At 63.1% G+C, this 14,921-nt stretch carries 15 protein-coding genes; 7 read left to right on the top strand and 8 right to left on the bottom strand.

The window, feature by feature from the left end:
* Positions 1-330: 330 nt before the first annotated feature.
* Positions 331-2,811 carry an RHS repeat domain-containing protein gene (locus VLI63_RS17140; RefSeq protein ID WP_409158065.1) on the bottom strand — a complete coding sequence of 827 codons (2,481 nt, stop codon included), beginning with the start codon at positions 2,809-2,811 and terminating at the stop codon, positions 331-333.
* A gap of 349 nt (positions 2,812-3,160) precedes the next feature.
* On the opposite strand from VLI63_RS17140, the gene VLI63_RS17145 reads away from it, so the two are divergent.
* Both VLI63_RS17145 and VLI63_RS17150 read left to right on the top strand, forming a co-directional pair.
* Positions 3,161-3,712 (top strand): hypothetical protein, encoded by a 552-nt coding sequence (locus tag VLI63_RS17145; RefSeq protein WP_409158066.1) that lies wholly within the window; start codon positions 3,161-3,163, stop codon positions 3,710-3,712.
* Between the two features lie 580 nt (positions 3,713-4,292).
* Positions 4,293-4,640 carry a hypothetical protein gene (locus VLI63_RS17150; RefSeq protein ID WP_409158067.1) on the top strand — a complete coding sequence of 116 codons (348 nt, stop codon included), beginning with the start codon at positions 4,293-4,295 and terminating at the stop codon, positions 4,638-4,640.
* 47 nt (positions 4,641-4,687) lie between these two features.
* Here the strand turns inward: VLI63_RS17150 and VLI63_RS17155 are convergent, their stop codons facing one another.
* Entirely contained in the window at positions 4,688-4,873 is a 186-nt protein-coding gene (locus VLI63_RS17155) for a hypothetical protein (RefSeq protein ID WP_409158068.1), read from the bottom strand.
* 225 nt (positions 4,874-5,098) lie between these two features.
* Positions 5,099-5,449: a hypothetical protein gene (locus VLI63_RS17160; RefSeq protein ID WP_409158069.1), complete on the bottom strand. Its 351-nt coding sequence runs from the start codon at positions 5,447-5,449 to the stop codon at positions 5,099-5,101.
* 253 nt (positions 5,450-5,702) lie between these two features.
* On the opposite strand from VLI63_RS17160, the gene VLI63_RS17165 reads away from it, so the two are divergent.
* Positions 5,703-6,230: an RDD family protein gene (locus tag VLI63_RS17165; protein ID WP_354576619.1), complete on the top strand. Its 528-nt coding sequence runs from the start codon at positions 5,703-5,705 to the stop codon at positions 6,228-6,230.
* A gap of 285 nt (positions 6,231-6,515) precedes the next feature.
* Here VLI63_RS17165 and VLI63_RS17170 read toward each other — a convergent pair whose 3' ends face one another.
* From VLI63_RS17170 to VLI63_RS17180, 3 genes are read right to left on the bottom strand one after another with little or no spacing between them, the layout of a single operon-like run.
* Positions 6,516-7,307 carry an enoyl-CoA hydratase/isomerase family protein gene (locus tag VLI63_RS17170; protein WP_409158070.1) on the bottom strand — a complete coding sequence of 264 codons (792 nt, stop codon included), beginning with the start codon at positions 7,305-7,307 and terminating at the stop codon, positions 6,516-6,518.
* Positions 7,304-8,497: a CaiB/BaiF CoA transferase family protein gene (locus VLI63_RS17175; protein ID WP_409158071.1), complete on the bottom strand. Its 1,194-nt coding sequence runs from the start codon at positions 8,495-8,497 to the stop codon at positions 7,304-7,306. Before VLI63_RS17175 ends, VLI63_RS17170 begins: the two co-directional genes overlap by 4 nt.
* Positions 8,494-9,642: a flavin reductase family protein gene (locus VLI63_RS17180; protein WP_409158072.1), complete on the bottom strand. Its 1,149-nt coding sequence runs from the start codon at positions 9,640-9,642 to the stop codon at positions 8,494-8,496. Before VLI63_RS17180 ends, VLI63_RS17175 begins: the two co-directional genes overlap by 4 nt.
* A gap of 88 nt (positions 9,643-9,730) precedes the next feature.
* On the opposite strand from VLI63_RS17180, the gene VLI63_RS17185 reads away from it, so the two are divergent.
* Genes VLI63_RS17185 through VLI63_RS17200 form a run of 4 tightly spaced genes read left to right on the top strand, consistent with a single transcriptional unit; the run spans position 9,731 to position 12,973 of the window.
* Positions 9,731-10,249 carry a nuclear transport factor 2 family protein gene (locus VLI63_RS17185; RefSeq protein WP_409158073.1) on the top strand — a complete coding sequence of 173 codons (519 nt, stop codon included), beginning with the start codon at positions 9,731-9,733 and terminating at the stop codon, positions 10,247-10,249.
* On the top strand, positions 10,246-11,781 hold the full coding sequence (locus tag VLI63_RS17190) for a bifunctional 3-(3-hydroxy-phenyl)propionate/3-hydroxycinnamic acid hydroxylase (protein WP_409158074.1): 1,536 nt from the start codon (positions 10,246-10,248) through the stop codon (positions 11,779-11,781). The genes VLI63_RS17185 and VLI63_RS17190 overlap by 4 nt, the downstream gene beginning before the upstream one ends.
* Complete coding sequence (locus tag VLI63_RS17195; protein WP_409158075.1) at positions 11,778-12,119, top strand: cupin domain-containing protein; 342 nt, start codon at positions 11,778-11,780, stop codon at positions 12,117-12,119. The genes VLI63_RS17190 and VLI63_RS17195 overlap by 4 nt, the downstream gene beginning before the upstream one ends.
* Positions 12,120-12,136: 17 nt before the next feature.
* Complete coding sequence (locus tag VLI63_RS17200) at positions 12,137-12,973, top strand: fumarylacetoacetate hydrolase family protein (RefSeq protein WP_409158076.1); 837 nt, start codon at positions 12,137-12,139, stop codon at positions 12,971-12,973.
* A gap of 3 nt (positions 12,974-12,976) precedes the next feature.
* Here the strand turns inward: VLI63_RS17200 and VLI63_RS17205 are convergent, their stop codons facing one another.
* Both VLI63_RS17205 and VLI63_RS17210 read right to left on the bottom strand, forming a co-directional pair.
* Positions 12,977-13,675, bottom strand: a complete 699-nt coding sequence (locus tag VLI63_RS17205) for a FadR/GntR family transcriptional regulator (protein WP_409158077.1) — start codon at positions 13,673-13,675, stop codon at positions 12,977-12,979.
* A 38-nt stretch (positions 13,676-13,713) separates the two neighbouring features.
* Positions 13,714-14,871: a DUF3500 domain-containing protein gene (locus VLI63_RS17210; RefSeq protein WP_409158078.1), complete on the bottom strand. Its 1,158-nt coding sequence runs from the start codon at positions 14,869-14,871 to the stop codon at positions 13,714-13,716.
* Between the last annotated feature and the right edge of the window lie 50 nt (positions 14,872-14,921).

Consider the following 14,921-nt stretch of genomic DNA (forward strand, 5'->3'; position numbering starts at 1 on the left):
GAGGTTGTCTTTCTGCCACTGCAACTTCGACCGATCCGTCGAAGTCCCCGTTGCGCAGGTCGGCGCGGGACTTGCCGTGTTGTAGCAGTAGCTCATATCCAGCACCGGGGTGACCGTCGTGGGGGCCCATAACGAATCATGCTGCCAAGAACACCGCTATTGCACTTGCGATAAGAGCTAGGCCTGCGATCACCGTTATTAGAGCGGTGAAACGAACCCGCCTATCGCGAGCTGGCCGATGGTTTGCGAATCTCAGTACCAGCATCATCGCAGAACCTGCGGCAACAAATGCAGCCGATATGATGACTCCCAAGAGCCAGCCCATCAGCGTCAGCACCGATCCGATAGAGCAAGTATTGAGGTCAGTATTGCCGCTGGGGCGGTGGACAGGCCCGCAGCCTCGATCGCGCCGAAGATGAGCGCGGCAGCGGTACCCTCTGTGACGATCGTTAACGCAATAGCGCCTACGATGGCTGCTACTCCGCCAAATATTCCGAGGACCGCGCCAAAAGCTCCGCAGGCACTAAGTCTTCCGCTCGGGTCGAGGTTGTTGATGGGGTCGTCTCCTGCGTAGGCGTACCGGTTGGCGTTGGCAGGGTCCAGCGGCGCGTCCAACGTGTCTTGTTGGGTCCAGGTTCCGGTGGTGGGGTTGTACCAGCGGAGGCCGAATTTGACCAGTCCGGATCCGGGGTCTTTGATCCCGCTGTGGAATGCGTACGGGTTTTGTGTCACGGGGTTTCCGGACCCCACTCCGCTGGTGAGGGTTTGCACCCCCCACGGGTCGTATTTGTAGGTGAACGACACAGTGGCACTGTTGCTGAGCAGTCCGACCGGGTTGACGGTTCCATCAAAGACGAGCATGCACGCTTGGTCGCTGGAGGTCACGATCCCAAGTGGTTGCCCGGTGGTGGGGTCATCGAACACGTAGGCCTTGTTCCCGTTGATGCTGTATTGCTCGATTTCGGGTTGCCCATTCGCATCCGTACGTCCGTACACAAGCTTCGTCGCGATCGACGAAGATCCGCTCTTCGTCTCGGAGAGGACCTGCGATTGGGACGCCCCCGCGTACGTGTACGTGCTGGTCACACCACCGGTGACCGCCTGGGTCATCTGCTCCGCAGCGTTGTAGGTGTACGAGGCCGTCGGGGTGGCGATCAAATTCCCGGCACCGTCGTAGGCGTATCCGGTGTTGGTGATCTGGTTCGCCGGGTTGAAGGTCAGGGATTGGGTGGCGGGGTTTGAGCCGGTGACGACTGCAGTTTTCCGGTTCCCGTCCGCGTCGTAGGTGTACGTGTAGGTGTTGTTCGACGCCCCGCCGGACTGGGTCACCGTCAGCAGGCGTCCGCCGCTGTCATAGCTGAACGTGGTGACTTGGCCGGTGAGGTTGTCTTTTTGCCACTGCAGTTTCGATCGATCCGTCGAAGTCCCGGTTGCGCAGGTGGGGGCGGGAGTTGCCGTGTTGTAGCAGTAGCTCATATCCAGCACCGGGGTGACCGTCGTCGGCGCCGGCCCGGTCGCTGCGCTCAAGGCGGAGATCCGCCCGGACGTGTCGTAGGTGGTGTGGACATGTCCCTGCCAGTTGGTGCCGGTCGAGTCGGACTGCAGGTATTGGTCGGTGCGTCGTCCTTGGTCATCGGTTTTGAATACCAAGTGCTGGAACGAGCTGTTGTGCGGATATTTCATATCGAGCAGCACACCGGAGGCGTCGTAGCTGTTGGTGATTGTTCCGAACCCATCAGTGGTGGTGGTCAGGTTCGATGCTTTGTCGTAGGTGTACGTTTCAGTGCCACCACCGGCGGTGTTCGCCGTCGTCAGCAGTCGACCGAGTTGGTCGTAGCTGTTCGTGATCGTCCCGGTTGCGGAGATGCTGGTCAGTTGCTGCCCGGCAGGGTTGTACGTGTTCGTCACCGTGGCAAGTCCGCTGGAAAATGCGGTGCTCAACGGTCGGTCGATCTTGTCGTAACTGTAGGTGGTGGTGTTACCGCGGCCATCAGTAATGGTCGACAGTCGTCCGAACCCGTCATAGGTGAGCGCCTTCACCCCGAGGGTGGTTCCGGTCGGTGGGGTGACTGAATTCAGTTGGAAGTTGCCGTCATACCCGTACGTGGTCGGGTTCGCCGGGGTTGCTCCGACCGCCGCATTGTTCGGCGCGGTCGCTGTCGCCACTGTCCCGTTCGAGTTGTAGGTCAATGCTGCAGTTGCGGCGAGAGTCGAGTTAGTGGTTGAGTCCACATTCCCGGACCCGGAATAGTGATACACCGTCTGGTCTCCGGAGTCGCTGCTGGTCGAGGAGGGGAGGTAGGCGGTACTGCCGGTGTTTGCGTATGCGGCCGTTCGGGTGGCACCGCCCGGGGCGGCGGCCGCGGTCAATGACTGTCCGGCGTTCGCACCGAACGTGTTCGCGGAAGTGCCGGTCGGGGTGGACCCCGGAGGCGGGCTCGTGTCAGTGTTGCCGCGGGTCGATGTCGCCGGGGCCAAATTGGTGGGAGTGTACGTCGCCGAGCGTTCCCGACCGATCTGATCGGTCACCTTGGACACCAGAATGCCGGCGCCGATCGTGTAGGTGAGATGCGGGCCGGATGCGACCGCAGTGCCGGTAGACGTGTTCGGCCCGGCAACCAACGTTTGGCCGGCCGATGGGTACGTGAGACGGGTCGTTGACGTACCCGGAGACCCGGCAGTGCTGTTGTGCTGGTCTACCTGCGTGATTCGACCGGAACCGTCGTAAGCAAAATCTGTTTCCGCACCGGTGACGGAAACAATCCGCGTCAAATTGCCGGACGTGTAGGTGAAGGCAGTGCTGTTGCCCATCGCATCAACGATGGACGTCAAATTAGATGCCGAATTTTTGATGTACTTCACCGTCCGGGTCAACGCCCCATTCGTCTGCGTCACCGTCTCTGTCAGGGTGCTGGCGTTGTAAGCAATCGTCGCCGTGCGCGCGGCGATCGGACCGGCCGAGGAAACAACGCTCGTTGGATTACCGTACGGATCAAACCCGAACGTAGTCACGTTGCCGTTCCGATCGGTGATCGCTTTACCCAACCCGTTCGCATCGAATGTTTCAACACTCTGCGACACCCAATAGGTGAGGGTGTACCCGGTCACCGTCCCGCCGGTCAGCTGCGCGGCAAGCGTTGCCTGGAAACCGGCCGGAGACGTGAACGCTACCGTAGAGCCGGTCACCGGGGTGAACGACCAGGTGCCCCCGTCCGCAGTCACCAACACGATCGCCCCGGAAGTCGAATTCCGGGTCACGGTGCCCGCACCGCCGGCGCTGGCAATCCACTTATTCGCCGCCGGAATTGAGGTGCTGCCCGCTACCTGGGACATCGAGTTGAACACGGCCGTCAACGGGACAACGGAGCTCACTCCCGGCAACGTCATCGCCTTCGTCGACACCTCAAGATTCCCGGTCCCGACATCCACTGCTGCTGACACCTGGTCGCTGATCGGAAATGACAGATGCGTGGCCGAGGGTCGCGCCCCCGTCATCCCGACCACCGTTGGTGCTGGCAGCGGAGACGCTGACGCCGACAACGGGATCGCGCCCACCAGACCCACCGCCAGGACCGCCGAAACCGAGGTAGCTAAAAGCCCGCGCGTGCGAGAGGAAAGGTTTGAAACGGCCACCACAGACTCCACATCCGACGACACCGATAACACCGACAAGATCAACGCTGCCGACCGGAACAGCCGCAAGGGACGCTGATGTCGAGGTTCGGACAGTCGAATCTTGTGAGAAAATCGCAGATCCGAAGAAGGACAATGACCACAACATATGTCGTCTCCCCGGGAACTGCAATGCTCTGTCTACCCTTGATGTTTGTTGTGTTCGGCGTTACTCGCGCGCGCGAAGATAAAGCACCCAAATTCTTGGACTTCTGAAAGCCTGAAAATTCGAGAAGAATTTCTCTAGACAATGGTGGGTGTCAACGCTTCGATGTCTGGGACTTCTCGCATACGAACCCCCACGATTAGGCACTCAGTCGGACAACGAGGCCCCACCTAAGCCAACGATGCCCATAGAAGCGGCTTATCGTGTCATTTATTCCGTTTCGTGAGCTGACCCCTTACTCTGCACGAAGTGAACTTGCGCGTATGAAAGACGCACAGGCCTTCGGCCAAATAGGGGTGAACGCGGTGCTCAGACAATTCGCTCCGCAGATGGTCCGTACTACGGACACCCCCTCGAGGGGCTTGAGGAGAACTTTCACATCGGTCTTCGGGAGCACGGCGAAATGCGGCCTGCCGGTGGCGCAGCACGCCTTGCGCCTAGACTGCAAATCGCTATGAACAATGCAGACTTTCCGACGCTATTCACGATCGGGAAAGTTTTCGAGTCCAATGACTGTGCAGTACTGGCAACGGTATTCGAGACTTACGAAGACTTCTCGGTATTGCATCTTGTCTTCCCCGATCAGGGAGCCCTACGTAAGTTCGGGCGCCCCAGCCTTGAGGTCGGAAAGTCAACATTCGAGTGGATGCTCGCAATCGGAGGTGGCGGACCACTAAACCGTGAACTTGCGGTCGTGTTCGCAGGGGGTCTTGAGGCCAAGGAGCCGACGATGAACCTTGTTGAGGAGAATGGGCACCGTCACGAACTCGCGCTGTTGCTCATTGAGACTCAACGGATATGAACTTCGGGATTTCCGGTAAAGGTTCCGCTTACGGATTCAAGTTTCGTTCAGAGTTTGGGTGCACGACGATAAATGAGTACCGCAGCGATGAGCCACAAGAGGCCCAACGGGAAGTAGATGAACCCCAGTAATACGCTCCGGCCCTCAAGGAGGACGATGATCCCGGCAACGAGAAAGAAAAGTCCGAAAAGTGCCGCGATGACAACAAGGACTTTCCTAGTTGTCTTATCCATTTGCTCACTGTACGGAAGCTAAACCCTTGATGCCGAGCTGACGAGACCTGCGACCCAGGAGGTCCCCCTGCAGGCACCCTTCGAAGTCGAAAACCGCCTCCAAATCAGACTCACAGGAGCACCGTAAGATCCGGCCCGCTGCTCGTCCGGCTTACGGACGGGGTCGTCCAATCGCATTGAAGAGCAACCTCGGGGTCAGTACAAGTCGATCACGCCGACTGCAATTCACGCCTTGCGGAAGCCCCATGGTGCTGGATGGAAATAGTGCAATTTGCCCTCGACGGTGAGCTTCGCCCACTGGGCGGCTCCGGTGAGAACTTCCTCGTCTATCCACGTACCCAGCATTGCGGCCCAGTCTTCAAGATCCTGCGGATGCATGTAGAGCCACGGTTGGTCCTCACCAACAGCAGGGCGAGGGAGGACCAGTGCGAATCTGCGCTCATCTCCGACGATGCTCATCCTGACTTCCAACCCGGTGTCGTGAGAGGCAACGCTGGTAGCAGTCCAGCCCTCTCTGACGCTGAGTATTTGCAGCACGATGCCTGGCGCAGCCTCGACTTCGCCCATGTCTGTCATTCCGCAATGGTGACACGGAGTAGTCCCTGACTCGCGATCGATTCGTTTTGGACTTCAACTTGTTGATGCCGGCATCCGCTGTCTATTGCCGCGACAATCTAACGTTCGGGCTAGCCATCTAGAGACGAGCCAAGGGGTGCACGAGGTCGCGTAGACGTCTGACAGGGAACTGACTGACCCAGAGCCCAATCGAGTAGCGCTGATGGTTCCGATTACGGGCAGTTATGCCTTCCTTTTCGGTAGGGTCGCAGGCATGGTGCGGCATCCGTGGAATCGTCTCCTTGCGTGGGTTGTCGATTGGTTGGCAATTCTCGTGTGGGTCGCCATCGTGGCGGCAGTCGGGATTCCGCTGTACCTGATGGGCATCATCGGGACGATGCCTCTTCTGGGGTTGAACCTGGTGGCGGCAGTGGTGCTGGTCGTACCCGTGACTCTCGTGCTGGCGAGACTTGAGTCGGGTGCGAAGGAAGGATCTTTGGGTAAACGGACCCGGCGTCTGAAGGTTGTCAGTGCACGTACCGGTGCACGTGTGAGTTTTCAGCAGGCGATCGCCCGCAACACCCTGAAGATTGCGCTTCCTTGGACGATAGGTCATGCCGCCGTTTATGAAATCGTCACGTCAAGCGGCATTGGAGTTGTCCCGATTTCGGTGTGGGCCTTGACTGTGACCGCGTATATTCTTCCCATCGTGTACGTGGTCTCGTTGTTCATCGGCACCGGCAGAACCCCTTATGACCGATTGTGCCGATCGATCGTCGTTGCGGCTCCGAACGACCGGTAGACGTTCCACTTGCGGGCCACCGCTGACTTCTCGCGGCTCAAATGGGGCCCTTCGGTGTCTCGTAACCTCAGTGCATCTGCAACACCCCACAGAACTCAGGGTGTTTCACGCAGCACCTGAAATCACCACCCATCGGGTATGCAACAGTCTTTAGCTCCATCACGTGATTCAGCGGTTGCTGTCACTAATCGGTGCAGCAAACCTCTTCGAATTCGAGTCCCTGCTGGGTCTTCGTGCACCTGTGCCGCCGCATCCTGGCAGGATCGGCGGCACAGGTAGCTCTGGTCACTGAGCCGCTGACGGGCACCAGGTGAAGGAAGGCCTCTCGCGCGCGAGGAAGGCGTCGACGCCGGTCGCCATGTCGGGGTTGTTGCCCATTGCCGCCCAAGCTTCGGTCCAAGTTGAGTCGAGGTCGGGGCTGCTGCTCGCGGTCTGGTCAACGAGTCGTTTCAGATGGTGGAGGGAGAACCGGGAGCGAGACCGAATCGTCTCGACCAGTCGCGCGCACTCTTCCGCGAACGTATCATTGGCGATCGTCAGTGCCACGAGTCCGAACGAGCGGGCCTCGGCTGCAGAGAACGTCTGACCGGTGAAGAGGATGAGCTTGGCCGCGGCAGGACCGACCTCGCGCACCAGGCGCTCGATGCCCGGACGCGGGTAGATAATCCCAAGCTTGGCCGGGGTGATCGCGAAGGTCGAGCGTGCGCTGGCGATGATGAAGTCGCAGGCTGACGCGAGCTGCCAGCCGCCGCCCATACAGGCGCCGTCGACCATCGCGATGGTGGTTTTGCTCATGGACGTGATCGCATCATCGGCTCGACTGAGGTGGTCCACTCGCTCGCCGTCCTGCTCGTCCATGAGGATCGAGGAGAGGTCGCTCAGTTGCGCGCCGGCGCTGAATGTGTCGCCAGTCCCACACAGGGTGACGACAGTTACAGCCGGATCCGCGTCGAGGAGCGGCATCAGTTCCACCAGCTCGACGCACATCGCCTTGCTGATCGCGTTGCGCTGAGCGGGGTTGTCGAGTTCGACAGATGCCACGGCACCGTCGATCCGCACGATGATGCGGCCCGTCATCCGATCCTCCTGAGGCGACCCGCGGCTTCGAGCCGGGCGATGTCGTCGGGAGAGTATCCGAGTTCGCCGAGCACTTCACTGGTGTGCTCGCCGAGGAGGGGCGGGGCGGATGAGACCGCGCTGGGCTCGCCGTTCATGCTGAGAGGGCCGCGCAGCAGGGGAAGGGCTGAGCCGTCGCGGCGCTGCACCCGCTGCACCATGCCGAGCGCCGCGACCTGCTCGGTTGCGAAGGCTTGGTTGTAGTCGTAGATCGGTCCGCACGGGATGTCGGCGCCGGTGATGAACTCGACCCATTCGGATGCCGGCCGGGTGGAGAGCACGGCGTCGAGGAGCGGGATCAATTGGTCTCGGTTGGCGGTGCGTAGCGCACCGGTGACGAAGCGCGCGTCGCGCGCGGTGTCGGGGATGCCCAGCAGGTCGCAAAACGCGATCCACTGCTTCTCGTTGCCGACGGCGATATTGATGGGCTCGGTGGCGGTGACGAACGTGCCGTAGGGCGTGATTGTCGGATGGTTATTGCCCTGCGGCTCCGGCGCATCCCCGAGGCTCAGCGCGCGCTGGCCCTGGAACACCGAGAGGTTCAACGCGGTCTCGAGCAGGGATGTGGAGACGCGACTGACGTCGTGGCCCCGCGAGCGACCGAGCAGCGCGGAGACGATACCGAGAGCGCAGATCATCCCGGTCGAGATGTCGGCGATCGATACCCCGACGCGGAAGGTATCGCCGGGGCGACCGGTCACCGACATGAGGCCGGACATCCCCTGGATCACCTGGTCGAGGCCCGGGTCGTTGCGCAGCGGGCCCACTTGTCCGAAGCCGGTCACGGAACCGACCACGAGTTCGGGGTTGAGATCGGCAAGGCGCTCGGCGGTGAGGCCGAGTTTGTCGAGAGTTCCGAGCTTGAAGTTCTCGACCAGCACGTCGGCGCCGCCGATCAGCCGGTCGAGGATCTCGCGGCCCTCCTCCGAGTAGAAGTCGATGCAGATCGACCGCTTGTTTCGGTTCAGCGACTCAAAGTAGAGGCTGTGCTCGCCCTCGAAGGGCGGCCACTGCCGGGCCGAGTCGCCGCCCTTGAGACTCTCGACCTTGATGATCGTGGCACCGAGGTCGGCGAGGAGTGCTGTGCAATACGGACCGGCGATCGCGCGACTCAGGTCGACGACGGTGATCCCTTCGAGCGGCTTGATCATGCGCTGACCGTCGCAGCGACACTCTTGAGTGCGCCGATCCACGACTCGACCTCGTCGGCCGGTGCATCCTGCGGCAGGCCGGTCATCCGGAGTGCCATGGGCGGGAGGCCCGGCATCGCGGGAAGCAGCACCACGAGAGTGGCGATGTCGTAGAGCTGGCCGGGCTCGAGGTCGGGAGTGAAGTGCTCCGTGAGATCGGACGTGGCCTGACGCACGGCACGTTCGTGGCGGGGCAGTCGCTCTGATTCCTCGAATGCGGCCAAGAGTGCGTCGTGCTGCTGCATGACCTCGGGCCTCACTGTCAGGAGGGAGTAGCCGCGCTCCTTGACCTTATCGAGCACGGCCTGGTTGAGCGCGCGGCGCTCCGGGGTGTTGTCGGGAGCTCGCCGCATCCACTCGTCGACATCGCTCTCACCCGCGTCGGCAAGGAAGATGGCGCCGAACGGCGGCACGAGCGGCTGCCGGTGTCCGAGCGGGAACGGCTCGGCGTGCGGGCTGTTGTTGGCGGCGAGAACCTGCACGGCATCCCAACGGACACGAGCGAGAACGCTGCAGTTGACGCCGAACTCTGTGCTGAGCCGCTCGACCTCGGAGCGGATGGTCTGCGCGAACTGTGCAGCCTGGATCAGCTCGGGGTCGGGCCCGGCCGCGACGAACGACCCGGGGGAGAAGCGGCCGTAGCCGCCCTGGAAGAACAGCAGGGGTAGGGTCGAGCGCTCCAGGGCGAACTCTTGCACCCGGCCGAGGACGATGTAGTGGTCGCCCGCCTCGCGGGTCTCCTCGAACGTGCACTCGATCCACGTCACGGCTCCATCGAGGATCGGGGAGCCCATGGGAGCGGGGCGCCATCCGACGCCGTCGAACTTCGCGCTCCCGCCCGTGGCGAGTTTGCGGCACAGCGGCTCCTGGTCGGAGGCCAGCACGTTGATGCAAAAGTTCTTGGCCGTGCGCAGGATCGCGAAGCTGCTCGAGCCCTTCATCGGGAAGAAGGCGACCAGCGGCGGGTCGAGGGAGACCGACGAGAAGGTGCCCACGACCATCCCCGCGGGGGTGCCGTCGTCGAGCACGGCGGTAACTACCGCGACTCCGGTCGGGTAGTGCCCGAGTGCCTCGCGGAATAGTCCGGGATCAATGTCCGTCGACATGCAGCCTCCTTTGGCTCGACCAAGTAACAGTATCAATGGTTATAGTAGTATCCAAGCATCCACCCACTGTTCGATGAGGAACATACGCATGAGCGACAACGACAAGACCGACATTCTCGAGGTCATGAACCTCTACGCCTTCGCATTGGATGCGCGGCAGTGGGATCTCTTCGACCACGTATTCACGCCCGACGTGCACGCCGAGTTCGGCCCCGCGGGAACCGGCTGGAACGACATCGAGACGTTCAAGAAGGGCTTCGAGTCGTTCCACGCCACGCTCGACAGCCACCAGCACACGATGATGGGCCACCTCATCCGAGTCGACCGCGACCGGGCGTACGCGTTCAGCTACGGCAACTGGCTGCTCATCCGCCACGCCGCCGAGGGCGGTTCGACCTGGAACGGCACCGGATGGTACGACGACGAGCTCGTGCGCACCGCTGACGGATGGCGCATCTCGAGCCGCATCTGCATGCTGCAGGGCTGGAGCGGTAACCCCCTCGTGCCCGAGCCCAACGGTGACCAGAACCCGGACATGAACCTCAACAAGCTGCACGAGTTCGCCGAGGCGGGCAAGCTCGCCTACGTGAGGGCCATCCAGCGGTGAATGACGACTTCCTGATCGTCGGGGCCGGACCGGTGGGCCTGCTCACCGCCATCCTGCTCGGTCGGGAAGGGCGGCGGGTGACCGTCGTTGAACGCTGGCCCGCGAGATACCCAATGCCGCGCGCGTGCACGATCGACCACGAGGCGCTGCGCATCCTGCAGGCCGCGGGCGTCATGGATCAGCACTCCGATCTGTTCGAGCCCTCTCGCGGTGAGCGCGGCGGATACCAGATCAGAAACGGTGATGGCGCCCTGCTTCGGGCGATCAACTGGAACCGACCGGGCGAATCCGGCTGGGCAAACACCAACGGCTTCTACCAGCCCGACCTCGAAGAGGCGCTCGAGCGGATGGCCCAGGCGATCCCGACAGTGACGATACGGCGAGGGATCGCGGGGGTCTCGGTCGAGCAAGACGACTCGAGCGTGACGCTCACCATGGCCGAGGGGGAGCGGCTGCGAGCGAGCTGGCTCATCGCATCAGACGGCGCGAACAGCGTGATCCGCGAGTCACTCGGCATCGAGAGCGTCGACTCCGGATTCGAGGCCGACTGGCTCGTCGTCGACTACAAGCCGATAGTCGACCGCGACTGGGACGCATTCGTTACCCAGTACTGCGACCCGGAGCAACCGGCCACCGCAGTTCGCAGCGGCCCGGGCCGCCGCCGATTCGAATTCATGCGACGCGCGGATGTCACGGCGGAAGAGCTAGGTCGGGCCGACACCGCATGGCGACTCATGCAACCGTGGGGCATCACTCCCGCCAACACCGAACTCGAAAGACATGCCGTTTACACCTTCCGCGGCCGCTGGACGACGCAGTGGCGCAAGGGGCGTGTCTTCCTCGCCGGCGACGCCGCACACCTCATGCCACCGTTCCTTGGCCAGGGTCTCTGCGCAGGCCTGCGCGATGCACGCGCCCTGACCTGGCGCCTCTCGATGGTCGCCGACGAGCTGGCGAACGAGTCGATCCTCGACACCTACGGCTCCGAGCGCGGCATGCACGTGCGCGAGATCATCGACGAGGCAGTAGAGCTCGGCAAGGTCATCTGCGAGCTCGATCCCGACCGCGCGGGCGAGCGAGATGCACGGATGCGCGCCGAGCTTGAGTCCGAGCGCGCGACGGTCGAGCCGCCGCATCCCCGACTCGGCACGCCCTCGATCACTTCGGATGATGACCGGGCCGGCACCCTGTCGATTCAAGCCCGTGTCGCTGTGGGCGACTTCGTAGGGCTGTTCGACGATCTCGTCGGCGGCACCTGGCAGCTCATCGGCAACTGCGACCCATTGGCATCAACGCCCGCTGACCTGCGCGACTGGTTCCTGTCGATTGGAGGGACATCTACCGACATCGCCTCGATCGACGTCGACGGCGACTACCGCCGCTGGTTCGAGAGCAATGAATGCTCCGCAGTCCTGGCGCGCCCCGACTTCTACATCTACGGCACCGGCGAGCCCGCCGACGTGCCGCGGCTGCTCGCCGACTTGCGGGCCGCCCTGACGAACTCCCACACAAGAGAAGGTGCACTGCTATGACAATGCGAGTCACGAAGATCGACGACGCCGAGCCGTTCGCTCCCGTCGGGCACACCGGAGTCGGCCCGGTGCGTTTGCAGGGCGGAGCATCCACGCCGACCACCGACTTCACCGTCGCGCTATCCCACTACCTGCCCGGTGGCGCCGCAGAGCTTGCACCGCAGGATGCCGAGACCGTGTACGTCGTGCTCTCCGGTGAGCTGACGATGGAGAGCGAGGGCGAGATCGCCGTTCTGGGCCCGAACGACTCGGTGCACTACACCGTGGGCACTATGCGCACCGTCGAGAACCGCACGCACCTGCCAGCCACGATGCTCGTCATCCGGGCGAAGGCGTAGCCGTGCGGATCGTAGGGGTGCGACAGGCTGACGGTCCGGTACTCGTTGGCGCGTTGAGCGACGACGGCTTGGAGGTGTCGGTCTTCGGCGATGTCGAGACGTTCTGGCGGGCATCCGGCACGCTCGAGGCGACCGGCCGCACCCTGTCGGTCACGCCGGAGGACCTCGTGCCGCCCGTCCCTGCGGGCGCGCGTGTGCTGTGCGTAGGGCTGAACTACCGCGACCACGTGAGCGAGGGGTCGTTCAAGGACGAGGCGCTGCCCGAGTTCCCTACCCTGTTCGCGCGCTGGCCCGCGTCGCTCACGACGGATGGTGCGGAGGTGCCGGTGCCCTCCGACGAGGACGGCCTGGATTGGGAGGGCGAGGTCGTCGCCTGGGTCGGATCGACCCTCGTCGACGCGACGCCCGAGGAGGCCCTCGCAGCAGTCATCGGCTACTCGACGTTCAACGACATCACCTCGCGTCGCGCGCAGAAGCGCACGTCGCAGTGGATTATCGGCAAGAACGGCGATCGCTCCGGCCCGCTGGGGCCGATGGTTCCCGCCGCCGAGGTGGGCTCCCTTGCAGAGGGGCTGACCGTCGAGACCCGCGTCAACGGCGAGGTCGTGCAGCACGGGAGCACCGCGCAAATGATCTACGGCGTGGGCGAAACCCTCGCGCACATCTCGAGGACGTTCACCATCAACCCCGGCGATCTACTCGCTACCGGCACGCCGTCCGGCGTCGGCTACGCGCGCACGCCACCGTGGCTGCTGCAGCCGGGCGACGTCGTAGAGGTCGAGGTCGAGGGGCTGGGCATCCTGACGAATCGCATAGTCGACAACTCGCACCGACTCGCAGCGGTTAGTCGGTAGTTCTCAGTCGGTAGTGAGCAGGCCTGCGTGGCTGTCGATGGCGACTTTCACGCGGGGGATGTCGCCCTTGATGATGGCGGCTGCCAACTCCTCATGAGTCTTGAGTCGAAGGTCGAGCCACGCCTTGGCCGCCGCCGGATCCTCGTCTGTGGTCGCGGCGACGGCGTGCTCGCGCACGAAGCGCATCATCGAGAGGTAGAGCGCTGATCCGGTCTGGTTCGGCGAGATCTCGGCGATCCTCTCGTGGAGATCCCAGTTGGCGAGGAGGAACTCGGTACGCCCTTTACCGGCCGCGGCCTTGAGCTTGGCGAGGAGCTTCTTGATGTCGGCGATGTCGGCTTGAGTGCGGTGCAGGCCCGCATCGACGTCGACGAGTACTTCGAGGGCCTCGCGAACGGCGACGGCCTCGACCACCGACGACGCGGAGTCGGTCACCGCCAGCAGCGTGTGGCGGATGCGCACCATGGGGCCTGCAGCGGTGGCGTAGAGCCCGCCGCTCCGACCGGGACGGATCTCGGCGAGGCCGCGATCGGTGAGGATGCGCACCGCCTCACCCACAGTCGCACGCGCCATTCCGGTGCGCGCCTTGAGTGCGTCGATAGTGCCGATGAGGTCACCGGGCTGGATCTCCCGGTTCAGGATCTGCTGTTCTATCTCACTCGCGAGCAGCTGGGCGCGCGTCTGCGTCACGTATGAGCTCATGCGCCCAGACTATAGAAAGACCGTAATGGTTGTGGCGATTAGCCGTTCCAAGTGTTCTCCGTCAGCCCCGTCACTTCGCTCGACACAGTGCGGCTCGAGAGGTGCGTGCCGTGCTCCTCGACCTCCGAGGCGCGCGCCGCGACTGCCCGGTGGGCGAAGTCGTTCTCGAAGTCGCGGATGACCGAATGGATGTGGTTGCCGCTGTCTACCGCGTTGACCATCTCGATGAGCAGCTCCGGCGTCTGCACGCGGTAGTAGTGCGCCGTGCCGCGCTTCGATCCGCCGGCCCAGGCGAAGTGGATCCTCGACGGCCCGTCGGCGTCGAGCTGCGCGCGGTAGGCGGCCGCGAGGGCAGCGGGGAAGCGCGCGAGGTAGGTGTCGAGGATCAGCTGCAGCGTGTGGAGCTGCGTCTCATCGAGATCGGCGCCGGCGATGCCCGAGGGAGTCGCTCGGGTGAGGCCGAGCGCTCGTCGGTCATCGGTGGTGATCTGGTACTGCGGCATGCCGAGGTCGTAGTGGTCGGGATATTCGACGGAGCCGATGAGAGGCACCTGGCGGGAGACGAAGTCGGCCGGCGCGACGTCGTGGATGACGGCCATCGCTCGCTGCTCGTCAGTCAGCGAGCCGAGCAGGTCGAAGCCGAGGCCTTCGTCATCGGCGAGGGGGTTGAGAACGCCGATGTCGACAGCGGGCTGCTGGCCGAGCGCGCTGGGGGTTGTCGAGATCCAGCGCTGGCCGACGACCGTGACGTTGAGACAGACGTGGTGGCCCAGAAAGCGCATCGACCAGGTGTCTTCGAACCCCGGCCGGCCGAAGATGCTGAGGAAGTAGGAGTCGGACGTACGCCACAAGGGAGCGGCGACTCCAAGGAACGGAATCTCCTTCTCCCGCAGCACGTGCTCGAGTTGCATGATCGCCAGAACCTTGGTGAATACCTCGTGCGAGACGGTCAGGCGCACCAGGTCGAGGAGCACGACCTTCTGGTAGCGATCGAGGTTGTGCATCGAGACGCCGATGCGGTCGGGCTTGGGGATGATGTCCCAATCGAGGCGCCGGGGGTCGTCGAAGTCGTAGAGCGCTGCGGCGCGCTGCTCCGCCGTGAAGGTGTCGAGCAGGCCGATAAGTCCGACCAGCAGTTTTTGGATGGTCTCCGGGTCCTCGTGGCCGAGGGGCGCAGTGTCATGGGTATTCGGCATTGAATCTCCTTGGGAACAGAACTACACGCTTGTTTATATTTCTCTTGACA

The organism is Lacisediminihabitans sp. H27-G8, from assembly GCF_046156175.1.
In the GTDB taxonomy this organism is placed as follows: Bacteria; Actinomycetota; Actinomycetes; order Actinomycetales; family Microbacteriaceae; genus Lacisediminihabitans.

Coding starts and splice junctions, on each gene's coding strand:
- VLI63_RS17140 (WP_409158065.1), bottom strand. CDS start 2,811: ATGGGCAACAGCACTGCCTTCACCTACACGTCCGGCAATTTGACGCGG.
- VLI63_RS17150 (WP_409158067.1), top strand. CDS start 4,293: ATGAACAATGCAGACTTTCCGACGCTATTCACGATCGGGAAAGTTTTC.
- VLI63_RS17155 (WP_409158068.1), bottom strand. CDS start 4,873: ATGGATAAGACAACTAGGAAAGTCCTTGTTGTCATCGCGGCACTTTTC.
- VLI63_RS17160 (WP_409158069.1), bottom strand. CDS start 5,449: ATGACAGACATGGGCGAAGTCGAGGCTGCGCCAGGCATCGTGCTGCAA.
- VLI63_RS17165 (WP_354576619.1), top strand. CDS start 5,703: ATGGTGCGGCATCCGTGGAATCGTCTCCTTGCGTGGGTTGTCGATTGG.
- VLI63_RS17170 (WP_409158070.1), bottom strand. CDS start 7,307: ATGACGGGCCGCATCATCGTGCGGATCGACGGTGCCGTGGCATCTGTC.
- VLI63_RS17175 (WP_409158071.1), bottom strand. CDS start 8,497: ATGATCAAGCCGCTCGAAGGGATCACCGTCGTCGACCTGAGTCGCGCG.
- VLI63_RS17180 (WP_409158072.1), bottom strand. CDS start 9,642: ATGTCGACGGACATTGATCCCGGACTATTCCGCGAGGCACTCGGGCAC.
- VLI63_RS17185 (WP_409158073.1), top strand. CDS start 9,731: ATGAGCGACAACGACAAGACCGACATTCTCGAGGTCATGAACCTCTAC.
- VLI63_RS17195 (WP_409158075.1), top strand. CDS start 11,778: ATGACAATGCGAGTCACGAAGATCGACGACGCCGAGCCGTTCGCTCCC.
- VLI63_RS17205 (WP_409158077.1), bottom strand. CDS start 13,675: ATGAGCTCATACGTGACGCAGACGCGCGCCCAGCTGCTCGCGAGTGAG.
- VLI63_RS17210 (WP_409158078.1), bottom strand. CDS start 14,871: ATGCCGAATACCCATGACACTGCGCCCCTCGGCCACGAGGACCCGGAG.